Origin of the sequence: uncultured Algoriphagus sp., from assembly GCF_963974365.1 — a bacterium.
Lineage (GTDB): Bacteria > Bacteroidota > Bacteroidia > Cytophagales > Cyclobacteriaceae > Algoriphagus.
Genome location: NZ_CAXBBX010000008.1, coordinates 167,307 through 180,818, shown reverse-complemented (window position 1 = coordinate 180,818; position 13,512 = coordinate 167,307). Strand labels below are relative to the sequence as shown.

Below are 13,512 nucleotides of genomic sequence, written 5' to 3'. Positions count from 1 at the left end.
ATTTGTGTGCGTACGGACAAACTATGAGAGAAGATTATTTAAGTGGCGATGACGAAAGTCTAAGCCCAAAAGACAAGGATTTCGAGAAAGCATTAAGACCCTTAAGCTTTGAGGATTTTACGGGGCAGTTCAAGATCGTAGAGAATTTACGGGTGTTTGTACTGGCGGCAAAAAACAGAAATGAGCCTTTGGATCATGTACTTCTACATGGCCCTCCTGGCTTGGGCAAAACAACGCTGAGTCACATTATCGCAAATGAGCTGAATGCTGGCTTAAAAATCACCTCGGGACCAGTACTTGATAAACCCTCTGATTTGGCAGGTTTACTTACCAATCTGGATGAAGGTGATGTGCTATTCATAGATGAAATTCACCGGCTAAACCCAATTGTGGAAGAATATCTGTATTCTGCGATGGAGGATTTCCGGATCGATATCATGCTGGATTCTGGTCCGAACGCCCGTTCGGTACAGATCTCTCTAAGTCCATTTACGCTGATTGGAGCGACTACTCGCTCTGGATTGCTGACTTCTCCACTTCGTGCGCGATTTGGGATCAACTCCCGATTGGAATATTACGATGCGAAATTATTGACAGATATCGTGATGCGCTCAGCAGGTATTTTGAATACACCAATTGATGAAATCGCAGCATATGAAATAGCAAGAAGGAGTAGGGGAACACCCAGAATTGCGAATATGCTTCTTCGCAGAACACGTGATTTTGCAGAAGTAAAAGGCAACGGTACTATTACACTTGAGATTTCTAAAATCGCCTTGGATGCACTGGATGTAGATGTAAATGGCTTGGACGAAATGGACAACCGAATTTTGCTGACTATTATCGAAAAATTCAAAGGCGGGCCAGTTGGACTAAGCACGATCGCTACGGCATGTAGTGAGGAAGCGGAAACTATTGAGGAAGTGTATGAGCCTTTTTTGATCCAAGAAGGCTATTTGAAAAGAACCGCCCGTGGTAGAATGGCAACTGAATTGGCTTATAAGCACTTGAAGATTAAACCAGCTCAGGGAATAGGCGGGTTGTTTGAAGGGATGTAAAAATTTAAAATTGAAAATGGAGAAATGAACTATGGCTCCATTTTCAATTCTACATTCAAATCATCCTTCAATAATCCGATTTTTCACCGCCTTCTGCACTGCTTCGAGCTTGCTGTGAACCTGCAATTTCTGGTAGATATTCTCCGTGTGCTTTCGGACAGTTTTCGGAGAGATAAACAAATTTTCGCCGATCTGATTGTAATTCAAACCTTTTGATGTCTGCTCCAAGATCTCGATTTCCCGCGCAGTAAGCTTGATATCCTCCACCGGTTCTGAAAAATCCGGTGGATTGCGGAGGAGTTTTAAAGCCTTCATTGCTACTGATGGAGTCATTGCTGCTCCTCCTTCTAAGGTATCTATGATTCCCTGCATTAACGTTTTCGGATCCACCTCCTTTAAGAAATAGCCATTTGCTCCTGCTTGTATCGCTTTGAAAATATACTCATCGTCATCAAACACCGTCAACATGATGGTTTTGATCTGTGGGTATTTTTGAGAAATCTGCGCGACGGTCTCAATTCCATTCATCTTTGGCATTTCTATATCCATCAGAATCAAGTGAACATTTGAGTCTTTCTCCAATTTCTCCAACAGCTCCAAGCCGTTATAAGCAGAGAACTTCACTTCAATATTTTCAAAAAATGAAAGTTTTTCTAAGATGGTTTTGAGCAGAAAACTGTTGTCTTCGGCGATAGCTATTTTTATTGACATTGATAATAGGTTTTAAAAAGCACCTAAAAGATACAAACTTGTGTGCCCTGACCAAGCTCCGAATCAATTTTCAATTCTCTCCCTATTCGCTCAGCACGATTGCGCATATTACCTAGGCCATTTCCAATCCCTGCTTGATGTATGCCTTTGCCGTTATCTTCGATGCAAACACGGATTTGCTCATTATGCTTAGAAAAAACAATTTTAATTTGACTTGCTCCAGAGTGCTTGATAGCATTATTCAAAGCTTCCTGAGCCACGCGATAGTAATTCACTCCTTCCATAGAATTGAGTAACAAGTCCATTTCTAAGTCATCAGGAATTTCCAGCTCAAAATTGATTTGAGGACAGGCAGACTTTGCTTTTGCAATCAAACCTGCTAATCTAGCCTGTAAATCACCCAAGCTGATATTATCCTTATTCATCGCCCAGATAGTATCACGGAGCTCATTAACCGTCTCCACTGTAAAGGCTGAAATCTGATCGATTTTACTTGCCATTTTCTCCTTGCTTAACTCAAAGAATTTAAGGTTATCCAAGGAAGAAACGATGAAAGTCAACTGAGCTCCGATATTGTCATGAAGGTCTGAGGAAATCCTATTTCGCTGCTCATGAAGTTGCTTTTGAGTTTCTTGCTCGGCATAGATTTGCTGCAACTTGGCTTCTTGCTCCAGGTGCCTATTTTTGGTTTTTTGACGATAATAAATAAAGAAAGCAACGCCTAGAATAATCAATAAAAATACCGCAAGTAGTAAAATCTGATTGTTCCTGTTTTTGACCAGCAACTCATTTTCCACTAACGCAGCACGTGATTCGGCAAGCTCTCTTTCTTTGGTCTGAACCTGATACTTTGCCTCCAGTTCGCCCAGCATTTTCACCCGCTCATCTTTAAATATAGAATCCTTTAGCGTGGAATATTGCTCCAAGTAATCCATTGCGGCATTAAGCTCTCCCTTAGCTTTGTGAAAGCGATATTGCTCTTCCAGATAATCGCGCATTTTCTCCGTAGATTGACTTTCCTCCACATATTTGTAAGCAGAATCCATCATTATCTCTGCTTTCGAGAAGTCGCGAAGTTTGTAGGCAATTGTAGCCAAATTGGTATAATTAGCTGCCAAACTATACTGATCCTGATCTTTCCGATTTAGGTTTACAGCTGTCTTTATCCAGGATTCAGCTTCATTGTATTTTTCCTGTTTGAGGAGTGTGTTGCCTATATTATTGAAGGTAAACGTAATCCTGGAACTGTCTAATTTATCTATGTTATCGAAGATCTTATAGTGATAATAAAGTGCAGAATCCGGTTTGCCCCAATCGTCAAAATTTATCCCTATCGCATTTAAGGAAAAGGCCACAAAAGTTGGATTCGCTTTAGTAAAATGTGTAAGCAATTCATGGGCTTTCTTTCCATACTCCACTCCTTTGGCATAATCCTCCATGTCATGATAGACCACAGAAATATCCAACAGGGCATAACCCATATAATTGCTATCCAATCCTATGGTAGCGTTTTCCAGTCCTTTTTGAGAATAAAAAAGAGCTTGATCCCAGTTGCCTGAATTCGCTTCCAAACGATTCAGTCGGATGTAACACAAGCTGATCAAATCATTACTTTCTTTGGGGTCTAGAAGTGAAGCAGCTTTCAAAAACGTCTCATGTGCAAGTGTGTTCTCAAAAGCTCGATTATACTTTTCTGCTACAAAAAAATAGTAGATTCCACTGTCGTTCGCCGAATGTAAATTCTTCTTTTCGAGTTCAAAAATAATATCGACAGAGTCCGGATTGGAATAAGTCCTACCAAGCCGATTCCTAAGATCCTGAGGAAAAGCCGTCGAACAAATTAGTATAAATATGAGACTTAGGGCGTAAAGTCTTTGCATTTATCAGCGTTTATGACTGGTAAAATACAAAAAAATGCCGTTGGTCGACAAAGGTCCAACGGCATTTATAGAAATATTTTTTATGCTTACCCGTAGATTTCTTCTAAAATCTTCGCCAATCGTATGCTTGCAGCAATTAATCTCTCTTCGATTGTATCTCTGGTTTCGTATCCATAATTATAGGAAAGCTTCTTACTTTCTGGAAGGTTGTAAACCATCGGTCTTAAAGAAACTGCCTCTGCAAGCCAGGTATTCATCCCACCTGCGCCATATCCAGCTATCAAATCCTTATTAATCCGTCTAGAAAGTTCATCACCGATTTCGGTATAATTCATATTCCATCCTTCAATTATACTGGAATCCCAAACTGCATGGAGATTCGTAGGTTTTCCGAAATAATCAACTTTCACATCGTTTCCACCTTTATCTTCTCCCGTGCCTACATGAAGTGGCTGATGAATATCCTCTACCATGTGGATCAGCATTTTGAGCAATTCCGCTTCTTTCTGAGGATCAAGATTTCCAGCCTTCAGTTCTATTTTAATACGATTGATTTCGGCATATACATTCCCGCCTTTCTCCTGGATGGATTCATCATATTCCCCAGCGATACTGGTCATGTAGTGCCAAGAATATGCATAATCGAAAGCATGATCAGACTTGATTTCATCCATCCAAGTTCCGCTTCTTCCTATAGACATTGGGTAAAGGACTTTCTCAACTTTCTTCCGAACAGATTTCTTCAACTGCTTCTCCGCCATATAGCCAATCAGATAATGGCCTAATTGCCCCCAGGCAAAGCTTTGCGTAGCTATAAGTAAAACAAAAATTGTGGTAGCAAGGAATTTTTTCATTTTCGTCTAGGATGAGAAAGGCGAAGATACTTCAATAAAGAGTAATGAAGGTTATTGTAAGATTATGCTTTTTCGAGTTCGGATACAGCCAAAAATGCCATCAATCCTGCTCCTATCTCCAGCGCATCCTCGTCAATATCAAATGTAGGGGTGTGTACACCGGAAGTAATTCCTTTGGACTCATTTCTTGTTCCCAATCTGTAAAAGCAACCTTCTACTTCCTGTGAATAGAAAGCAAAATCTTCAGCCGCCATCCAAATATCCAGGTCAAGTACATTTTCCTCACCTAGGTAAGCTATTGCCGCCTGATGTGATCTATGAGTCAGTTCAGGATCATTTTTCAAAAATGGATACCCTTTCTTAATCTCAAAATCTACTTCTCCACCCATACCCTCTACAATACCGTGAGCAATTGATAGCATTTTCTCATGAGCTTTAGCTCGCCACTCTTCATCTAGTGTGCGGAAAGTACCTTGAATCTTCACTTCATTCGGAATCACATTCGTCGCTCCCAATGCCTCCACTCTACCGAAAGAAAGCACAGATGGTATCTTAGGGCTTGCAGCTCTACTTACCACTTGCTGCAACGCAACAATCATATGGGAAGCGATCAAAACTGGATCTATCAAGGTCTCAGGCATTGCCGCATGACCACCTTTACCTTTCACCGTAACATAGATTTCATCAGCACTTGCCATGTAGATTCCAGGACGGAAACCTACTTTACCAACTTCGATAAAAGGCATCACGTGCTGTCCAATAATTCCATTTGGACGTGGATTCTCAAGTACTTTATCAGCGATCATTAATGATGCACCTCCAGGAGCTACTTCTTCTCCAGGTTGAAAAATAAGTTTTATTGTTCCTTCAAAGTCGCCTTTGACTTCATTAAGAATTTTGGCAGCGCCCAATAAAGATGCAGTGTGCGCATCGTGACCACAGGCATGCATTACGCCTGGGTTCTTAGATATATAGGAAACGTCATTTGCCTCAATGATCGGCAAAGCATCCATATCTGCTCGAAGAGCTATTACTCGCTTACTTGGGTTTTTACCTTCAATCAAAGCTGCCCAGCCAGTATCCGCTTTGGATTCTATCGTAGTAATTCCTATTTCCTGGAGCTTTTCCTTTACAAATTTTGACGTATTGTACTCTTGAAAAGAGAGTTCGGGATTTGCATGAAGATGACGACGATTTGCAATTACTTCTTCTTTGTAGGCCTTAGCCAGAGATTTAATTTTGTCCTTCAACATCTTCTTGATTGAGTTCGTTTAGCGTCTTGAATTCTTCACGCTGAAAGCGATCTTGAATTATTCTCGCTGTTGGGAATTGTGTTTTTACTTCTGCGAAGCTCTTTTGAGCCTCAATTTTATGAATATACTTTCCAACTTTAACAAGATACCTTGGCTGCTGGTATTGCATTTCAGGTGTAAGGTCAGGGAAATTCATAGCCAAATCATCACGCGTTTTGAAGGCTTTTTGACGATCTACTCCTGAATAAACCAAAACTGAAAATCCGCTAAAATAAGGTTCAGATTTATTCTTACTAACTAAGCTAGCTTGAACTTGATCTAATTGTCCATCAATGGCCTCGGTAGACTCATTAGATTCAAGAGATGAACTTACACCCATCTGAGCACGGTAATCTGGATAAACAGGAAGGGAAGAAGTTAAATTTTCCTGGTAGCTCGCGTAGTTTGATGCAGAACTTGAAGTATTCCGGGTCGTTTTGCAGCTCGCCAATATCAATACCAATCCTAAAATCCAGAAAATTCTCATGCTTTGCTTAATTGTCTATGATTACACACTTTCCTTCCTGCACATCCTGTTCCACACTTTTATATTTCACATCAGATTTGGTGGTTCCATTCGTGTATTGAACAGAAACTTTATCATTTCTTCCGTAAGCTTTATCAGATTTTCTAGGAGCAACTACCTGTGGAGCTGGTCTACCAGCATTCGATGCTGCCACTGCTGCACGGTTTGCACCAGGATTTAACGTACTTCCAGCATCTTCTTTGGATGCTTGGACTTCAGCTTCAGCCACTCGCTGTGGAGCAGCAGCATGTACTTGATTAGGATCTTGCTTTGGCAAATCAGCTCGAGTCAAGAAAGAAGTCATATCCTCATTCAATTTGCCGATAAAACGCTTGAACATCTCAAATGCCTCGAACTTGTAGATCAATAGCGGATCTTTTTGCTCATAAACGGCATTTTGTACCGACTGCTTCAAGTCATCCATATCTCTCAAATGCTCTTTCCAGTTTTGGTCAATGATGGCAAGGGAAACATTTTTCTCGATCGCTCTTACCAATTCTCTTCCTTCTGTATCCACAGTAGATTCAAGATTCACTACTACTCCGATCTGCTTGATTCCGTCAGAAATCGGCACCATGATATCTTTCACAGTAGCTCCTCTTTCTTCCTGCACTCGCTTGAAAATCGGAAGTGCTGTATTCATCATCACTTCACTTTTCTTTTGATAGCTTTCAAAAGCAATAGTATAAAGCTCCTGTGTCAACTGACCGGCGTCTTTGGATTTGAGGTCATTTTCAGAAACATTGTAATCTATACCTAGCGTAGTGAATACATTCATTCTGAAATCCTCCGGATCAGAATTTGTTTTGCCCATATCTACCAAGCCTTCACAGACATCATAGAGTATGTTCAAAATATCCAGCTCTAATCTTTCGCCTTTCAGCGCATTTCTTCTTCTCTTATAGACCACCTCACGCTGCGAGTTCATCACATCATCATACTCAAGTAGTCTCTTTCTTGTACCAAAGTTATTTTCCTCCACCTTGCGCTGCGCACGTTCGATAGATTTAGAAATCATGCTATGCTGAATCACTTCTCCTTCTTCAAGGCCCATTCTATCCATCAACTTCGCAATACGATCCGAACCAAAAAGACGCATCAAACTATCTTCCAAAGACACAAAGAATTGGGATGAACCCACATCTCCCTGACGTCCAGATCTACCACGAAGCTGTCTATCGACACGACGAGACTCGTGGCGTTCAGTACCGATAATCGCCAGACCTCCCGCTTTTTTTGCTTCTGGAGAAAGCTTAATATCTGTACCTCGCCCAGCCATGTTAGTTGCAATAGTTACTGTACCAGCTTGACCAGCAATGGCAACCACATCTGCTTCTCTAGCATGTTGCTTCGCATTCAATACCTGATGAGGGATTTTCTTCAACGTCAGCATTCGGCTGAGTACCTCGGAAATTTCTACCGAAGTAGTACCCACCAAAACTGGTCTTCCTGCTGCTACTAGCTCATTGATTTCGTCACCGACTGCGTTGAATTTTTCTCGCACAGTCTTGTAAACTTTATCTTCGCGGTCAGCTCGGACAATAGGTTTATTAGTCGGTATTACTACCACATCCAATTTGTAGATTTCCCAGAATTCTCCTGCCTCTGTTTCTGCCGTACCCGTCATACCGGCCAGCTTATGGTACATTCTGAAGTAGTTCTGCAGGGTGATTGTAGCGTAAGTCTGCGTAGCGTCTTCCACTTTCACATTCTCCTTAGCTTCGATAGCTTGGTGGAGTCCATCAGAATAACGACGCCCTTCCATCACACGACCTGTCTGCTCATCAACGATTTTCACTTTGCCATCTACCAAGATGTACTCAGTATCCTTCTCAAACATGCAATATGCTTTGAGCAATTGATTTACAGTGTGAATACGTTGAGCTTTTACGCTGTAATCTTTGATCGCTTCTTCTTTGCGGACAAGCTTTTCAGTATCGGAAACGCCCTCTTCTTTTTCCAGTTCTGCAATTACAATCCCGATATCAGGAAGGATGAAGAACTCCGTATTTTCATTTTTGGTAGTCATCGTCTCGATACCACGATCGGTCAAATCGACTACGTTAGTTTTTTCATCTATAGTAAACAAAAGCGGCTCATCTGCCTCTGGCATTTGGCGCTTATTATCCTGCAGGTAATAATTCTCAGTCTTCTGAAGAATCACTCTAATCCCTGGCTCAGAAAGGTATTTGATTAATGGCTTATACTTAGGCATTCCACGGAATGCACGGAATAAGGCCAATCCTCCTTCTTTATCATTGCCATCAGCAAGCAGTCTCTTGGCTGAGCTCAAAAATCCTTGAACCAACTTACGTTGCTCGTCTACCAACGTAGAAACTCTAGGCTTCATGTCGTCAAACTCATGCACATCGCCTTTTGGAACTGGTCCAGAGATGATCAATGGCGTTCTTGCATCATCAATCAACACTGAATCGACCTCATCAATCATCGCAAAGTGATGTTTGCCTTGTACCAAATCACCCGCTTCACGAGCCATATTATCTCTCAGGTAGTCAAATCCAAATTCGTTATTGGTACCATAAACGATATCTGATTTATATGCCTTTTTACGACCAGCTGAATTCGGAGTGAATTTATCTATACAATCCACCGTCAATCCGTGGAATTCAAAAAGTGGCGCATTCCATTCGGAATCACGCTTTGCCAGGTAATCATTTACCGTCACGATGTGAACACCACGTCCGGCAAGTGCATTGAGATAAGCAGGTAGGGTAGAAACCAACGTTTTACCTTCACCAGTCGCCATCTCAGCAATCTTCCCTTTGTGAAGCACCATACCACCGATAAGCTGTACATCGTAGTGAACCATGTCCCATACGACTTCCGTTCCTGCGGCCATCCATTTGTTATGCCAAATCGCCTCATCGCCTTGGATTTCTACATTCTGCTTGGATGCAGAAAGCTCACGATCGCGGTCAGAAGCTTTTACAACTAACTTTCCATTCTCTTTAAAACGTCTTGCTGTCTCTTTCACTACTGCGAAAGCCTGCGGCAAGACCTTTTCCAAAACAACTTCCAGAGCCTCATTTCGATCTTTTTCTATTTGATCTATCTGATTGAAAAGCTGATCCTTTTCATGGATAGCCTTAGCTGGCAACTCTTCTACCTTCGCTCTGATGGCAATAATTTTATCATCGAATTCCTTAAGATGTTCGTCGATTTCAGCCTTAATCTCCTGAGTTTTCCCCCTCAATTGATCGTCGCTCAGATTCTTCAATCCAGAATATACCTCTTTGATCTTTTCTACGATCGGAAGAAGCTCCTTTATATCTCTGTCGGACTTGGTTCCAAATACTTTTGCAAGTCCTTTTGCTATAATATCTAACATGCTAGCTTATTGTTATTCTCTTTTAGGGCCTCAAAATTAAGCCCTTTTTGTTATAATTGATAATAAAACCAGTCCATCGGAGAAGATCTCCATTAGCTGGCTAAACATTTATTTTTCCAGCAAAAACCTGCTCTGCAGGACCAATTAGCCAGACTTCTTTAAACCCCCCGTTTTCGGAAGCTTTAAATTTTACAGCTAATTGACCACCAAGGGTTTTGATCTTGATTTCAGCAGTAGGCTTGTCTCTGCCCAAGGCAATAGCTGCTGCTGTCACTCCAGTTCCACAGGAAAGTGTCTCATCTTCAACGCCTCTTTCATAGGTGCGAACGAAGATTTCGTCTTCATTTAATTTCTCCACAAAATTAACATTAGTCCCCGCCGGAGCATACATCTCATCGTAGCGCACTTTTTTTCCTTCTGCGAAAATGGGATAATTCTGAACATCCTCCACAAATCGAACATGATGTGGAGAGCCAGTATTGACAAAGGAATCAGCCCCCTTTTCATCTATCCCAGCTACACCTCCCATCAGGAGCTGCACCAATCCATCTTTCAGAATAGCTTCATGAGAACCGTCTATAGCTAGAAAGCTCGTCTCCTCATCCAAAATGCCGAGGAACGCAGAAAAAGCAACCGCGCATCTCGCACCATTGCCACACATGCTTTGGCTCCCATCGGCATTGAAATAGATCATCTCAAAATCATAATCTGGATGATTTCGAATCAAAATCAACCCATCAGCACCTATACCAAACTTTCTATCGCAAAGGCTTGAGACTAGTTTTAAATCCGAATCGTCAAACTTCTGGTCACGATCATCGATCATGACGAAGTCATTGCCGGTACCTTGATATTTGTAAAATGAGATTTCCATGGAGAATTATTGTGTACTACGGGACAAAAACCCATCCAAGCCATTGTCTGACCACAAACTTAAACATCTTGTCACAAAAACAGACTTATTGTCTGATTCTCAATTTAAAATTGATAAGAAATTGGTCAATGTTGCTTCTCTATACACCGAACTTCTTTAGAATTCCTTAAGCAAAAGACCTGAAATCCGGGCCTTTTTTAGTTATTTCAACCTTTCAATAATACATAAAATGCAAGATCCTAAATCACTTACCTCAGTCGCTTTATTTCACGAAACCTTCAAGCATCCTGTTTTACATTCTCCAATTATCCCTGAGAAAGTACGATGTGATTTGCGTGTAGCTCTTTTGGCTGAGGAGCTTAAAGAATTGGAAGAAGCTATCGCAAATAATGACTTAGTAGAAGTGGCCGATGCACTATGTGATTTACAATACGTGCTTTCTGGGGCGATTTTGGAGTTTGGATTGGGTGAAAAATTCAAAACGCTCTTCGATGAAGTGCAGCGCTCTAACATGAGTAAAGCCTGTAAAACAGAAGACGAAGCCAAAGCAACTGTGGCGCACTATAACGCAAAAGGCACAGAATGCTTCTATGAAAAAGAAGGCGACTTGTTTTTGGTATTCAGAGAAGGTGATAGAAAAACGCTGAAATCAGTGGCTTATTCTCCTGCAGACCTAGGTGGAATCATTAACTCATAAAGTATCTGAGGCGTAAGTTTTCAATTCCTTGCCTTGATAATTCTTCAACTCAACTATTCGGGCCGGCATATTAAAGCCGGCCTTTTCTAATGCAGTCAGCACCATCAAAATTGCGCTACTTTTAACTATTGCGTCAGATATCGCTCGATCAAATGTGTTAACCCAAAAAGTTACCTGAATATTCAGTGTACTTTCTGCCATCTCGGTTACCCACACTGATGGTAATTTGGAACTATCCAACACCCCAGGCACCTCTACGATTGCAGACTTGATCACTTCAATAGCGGCATAATAATCCGACCCATAATCTAATCCAACTATAAAATCATAGCGCAAAAATCCATCAATAGTAAAGTTGATCAGTGGATTTTTGAGGATAATTCCATTTGGAATAAAGACATCTTTTCCATCACCAGTTTTGATCTGCGTATCACGAAGGTTTAATGTGAGAACTTGGCCACGCATCCCACTAATATCAACGATATCACCTACCCGAAATGGTCTTTTGAAAGCCAGAATAATTCCTGCCAAGAAATTTTCTCCAATATCTTTTAATGCAAAACCTATGATAAAGGCAGAAATCCCAGCACCTGCTAACATTCCTGAGATGACACCTGTCAACCCTATAATCCTAAAGACGACCAGCAAGCCAATCAGAATCACAATAGAGCCAAAAATCCCAGCGAGGAAATTTGCCAACAGATCATCATCCATACGCTTTACCAATCTTCTACTTAAAAGTGTCCGTGACTTTCTAGCGAGAAAAAGAAACAATAAAAAAGTGGCTAATGCTATACCTCCAATGATCAGCCAGTGCTTTACTATAGGCCAGTCTGTTGACAAAAATTCTAATTCATTCATAGCTCTCAAAATACAAAAAATGGCCGTAGTAGGTTAAATTATTACAATTCAATTATATCAATCTTAAAATGTATAAGTGTTCTGAAGTAGATAATTGCGTAATCCCAAACAAGCTCGGAGGCCAATTAGACTGTTCTGAAGCCCCAGCTTTTAATGAAACAAATCCTATAAACACAAAAAGCCCCACATTTCTGTGAGGCTTATGTACCAGGAGCGGGAATCGAACCCGCACGGCCTTACGGCCACAAGATTTTAAGTCTTGCGTGTCTACCTATTCCACCATCCCGGCTTAATCTATAGTTAAATATAGATTTTGTCCTTCCGACATTTACTTAGTTGGGACCAAGTACCTTCGTCGTGAAACAAGAAAGCCCTTGAATCAAGGGCTTTTTGAGCGGGAGACGAGATTCGAACTCGCGACCCCGACCTTGGCAAGGTCGTGCTCTACCAGCTGAGCTACTCTCGCGTTGTGTTAACTGGAACGTGATCCAGTTGAATTGTGGATGCAAAGGTAAGAGTGAAAGAGAATATCACAAGCATTCCGAAGTAATTTTTTTTAGTATTCCTTCATTTAACACCTCTTGTCATTGATTTTCAGTTCAATATCAAAACGGATACATGGATAAAATTTTAACTATTTCTCCCACATTCCTAGCTTTTAGCTTTTTCAGGATGTTCTTTCGGTGCGTAGCAACTGTGTTCACAGAAATATTGAAATGCTCAGCGATATCTTTAGATTCTTTCCCTTCCAAAATGACTTTTACGATTTCTCTTTCTTTTTTAGTCAGAGATACTTCTCTACTATTTGGAGAGTTTTTACTTACAAATATTCGTGTTCCATCTTCTTTTTGATAGGAGTAATTCCAATCATAGCCTGCAGTTTTAGGCGGAGTATGCAGCTGCATGATAATATGCAGATCCATCGCAAAATTACCCCCAGAATCAATCAAATAAGGCTTGACCTTCCCTAGAACCCAACTAATCTTATTCGTCTTCCGATTAACCCAACGTGTGGTATATGAAAATTCAAACGTATGCTTCTCCTTTAAGGTAAGTTGATGGAAACTGTCGAATACAATTTTTTGAAACCTAACAATCTCAGCCCTTTCCTCAGGATAAGTCATATTGAAAGTGGTTTCCATTCCTTTTTCCCGAAACATTGACGCTGGATAACCTGTCAATTCTTCTACATTACCTGTATAAAATGCCAAGCCAAGCTTTCTATAGTCAAAACAGGCAATAGTCAGTCCCTCCCGCATTCCTATGTTCTGGCTCAGCTGTTCAAGTTCATCCATTTTCTTTTGTTCTTCGGGATGATCTTGAAATTCCTGCTCCTTCCACTCTTGAAAAAATTGGGTGTATTTATTTTGCTTCCGCAAATCTTTGAGCAATACTTTATCCATAAAAAAT

General features: G+C 40.9%; 11 protein-coding genes and 2 tRNA genes. 2 read left to right on the top strand and 11 right to left on the bottom strand.

What is annotated here, in order from left to right:
• The first annotated feature begins 23 nt into the window (after nt 1–23).
• Nucleotides 24–1,058, top strand: coding sequence for a Holliday junction branch migration DNA helicase RuvB (gene ruvB, locus AACZ87_RS12430; RefSeq protein WP_339867582.1), 1,035 nt, complete (start codon nt 24–26; stop codon nt 1,056–1,058).
• A gap of 60 nt (nt 1,059–1,118) precedes the next feature.
• Here ruvB and AACZ87_RS12425 read toward each other — a convergent pair whose 3' ends face one another.
• From AACZ87_RS12425 to dapF, 7 genes are all read right to left on the bottom strand, one after another.
• Entirely contained in the window at nt 1,119–1,769 is a 651-nt protein-coding gene (locus tag AACZ87_RS12425) for a response regulator transcription factor (protein WP_339867580.1), read from the bottom strand.
• A 23-nt stretch (nt 1,770–1,792) separates the two neighbouring features.
• Entirely contained in the window at nt 1,793–3,649 is a 1,857-nt protein-coding gene (locus AACZ87_RS12420) for a tetratricopeptide repeat protein (RefSeq protein ID WP_339867578.1), read from the bottom strand.
• Between the two features lie 86 nt (nt 3,650–3,735).
• Nucleotides 3,736–4,503: a S1/P1 nuclease gene (locus AACZ87_RS12415; protein WP_339867576.1), complete on the bottom strand. Its 768-nt coding sequence runs from the start codon at nt 4,501–4,503 to the stop codon at nt 3,736–3,738.
• A 62-nt stretch (nt 4,504–4,565) separates the two neighbouring features.
• The gene (locus tag AACZ87_RS12410) at nt 4,566–5,756 is read right to left on the bottom strand and encodes a M20 family metallopeptidase (RefSeq protein ID WP_339867575.1); all 1,191 of its coding nucleotides are present in this window, start codon (nt 5,754–5,756) and stop codon (nt 4,566–4,568) included.
• Nucleotides 5,737–6,282 carry a hypothetical protein gene (locus AACZ87_RS12405; protein ID WP_339867574.1) on the bottom strand — a complete coding sequence of 182 codons (546 nt, stop codon included), beginning with the start codon at nt 6,280–6,282 and terminating at the stop codon, nt 5,737–5,739. Before AACZ87_RS12405 ends, AACZ87_RS12410 begins: the two co-directional genes overlap by 20 nt.
• A 7-nt stretch (nt 6,283–6,289) precedes the next feature.
• Nucleotides 6,290–9,670, bottom strand: a complete 3,381-nt coding sequence (gene secA, locus AACZ87_RS12400) for a preprotein translocase subunit SecA (protein ID WP_339867572.1) — start codon at nt 9,668–9,670, stop codon at nt 6,290–6,292.
• A gap of 100 nt (nt 9,671–9,770) precedes the next feature.
• Entirely contained in the window at nt 9,771–10,544 is a 774-nt protein-coding gene (dapF, locus tag AACZ87_RS12395; protein WP_339867571.1) for a diaminopimelate epimerase, read from the bottom strand.
• A gap of 229 nt (nt 10,545–10,773) precedes the next feature.
• Here dapF and AACZ87_RS12390 point away from each other — a divergent pair, with 229 nt between their 5' ends.
• The gene (locus AACZ87_RS12390) at nt 10,774–11,241 is read left to right on the top strand and encodes a nucleoside triphosphate pyrophosphohydrolase family protein (RefSeq protein WP_339867570.1); all 468 of its coding nucleotides are present in this window, start codon (nt 10,774–10,776) and stop codon (nt 11,239–11,241) included.
• Here the strand turns inward: AACZ87_RS12390 and AACZ87_RS12385 are convergent.
• The 4 genes from AACZ87_RS12385 to AACZ87_RS12370 form a co-directional block, all read right to left on the bottom strand.
• The gene (locus AACZ87_RS12385; RefSeq protein ID WP_339867568.1) at nt 11,236–12,102 is read right to left on the bottom strand and encodes a mechanosensitive ion channel family protein; all 867 of its coding nucleotides are present in this window, start codon (nt 12,100–12,102) and stop codon (nt 11,236–11,238) included. The two genes, AACZ87_RS12390 and AACZ87_RS12385, sit on opposite strands and share 6 nt — an antisense overlap.
• Nucleotides 12,103–12,307: 205 nt before the next feature.
• Nucleotides 12,308–12,391, bottom strand: a tRNA-Leu gene (locus AACZ87_RS12380).
• Nucleotides 12,392–12,495: 104 nt separating this feature from the next.
• Nucleotides 12,496–12,568 (bottom strand) — tRNA-Gly (locus AACZ87_RS12375).
• Between the two features lie 139 nt (nt 12,569–12,707).
• Entirely contained in the window at nt 12,708–13,505 is a 798-nt protein-coding gene (locus AACZ87_RS12370) for a helix-turn-helix transcriptional regulator (protein WP_339867566.1), read from the bottom strand.
• Nucleotides 13,506–13,512 lie beyond the last annotated feature (7 nt).

What these genes read in the sequence shown, in the direction of transcription:
- AACZ87_RS12425 (WP_339867580.1), bottom strand. Translation starts at nt 1,769, where the DNA reads ATGTCAATAAAAATAGCTATCGCCGAAGACAACAGTTTTCTGCTCAAA.
- dapF (WP_339867571.1), bottom strand. Translation starts at nt 10,544, where the DNA reads ATGGAAATCTCATTTTACAAATATCAAGGTACCGGCAATGACTTCGTC.
- AACZ87_RS12415 (WP_339867576.1), bottom strand. Translation starts at nt 4,503, where the DNA reads ATGAAAAAATTCCTTGCTACCACAATTTTTGTTTTACTTATAGCTACG.
- AACZ87_RS12390 (WP_339867570.1), top strand. Translation starts at nt 10,774, where the DNA reads ATGCAAGATCCTAAATCACTTACCTCAGTCGCTTTATTTCACGAAACC.
- AACZ87_RS12405 (WP_339867574.1), bottom strand. Translation starts at nt 6,282, where the DNA reads ATGAGAATTTTCTGGATTTTAGGATTGGTATTGATATTGGCGAGCTGC.
- secA (WP_339867572.1), bottom strand. Translation starts at nt 9,670, where the DNA reads ATGTTAGATATTATAGCAAAAGGACTTGCAAAAGTATTTGGAACCAAG.
- AACZ87_RS12420 (WP_339867578.1), bottom strand. Translation starts at nt 3,649, where the DNA reads ATGCAAAGACTTTACGCCCTAAGTCTCATATTTATACTAATTTGTTCG.
- AACZ87_RS12410 (WP_339867575.1), bottom strand. Translation starts at nt 5,756, where the DNA reads ATGTTGAAGGACAAAATTAAATCTCTGGCTAAGGCCTACAAAGAAGAA.
- AACZ87_RS12385 (WP_339867568.1), bottom strand. Translation starts at nt 12,102, where the DNA reads ATGAATGAATTAGAATTTTTGTCAACAGACTGGCCTATAGTAAAGCAC.
- ruvB (WP_339867582.1), top strand. Translation starts at nt 24, where the DNA reads ATGAGAGAAGATTATTTAAGTGGCGATGACGAAAGTCTAAGCCCAAAA.
- AACZ87_RS12370 (WP_339867566.1), bottom strand. Translation starts at nt 13,505, where the DNA reads ATGGATAAAGTATTGCTCAAAGATTTGCGGAAGCAAAATAAATACACC.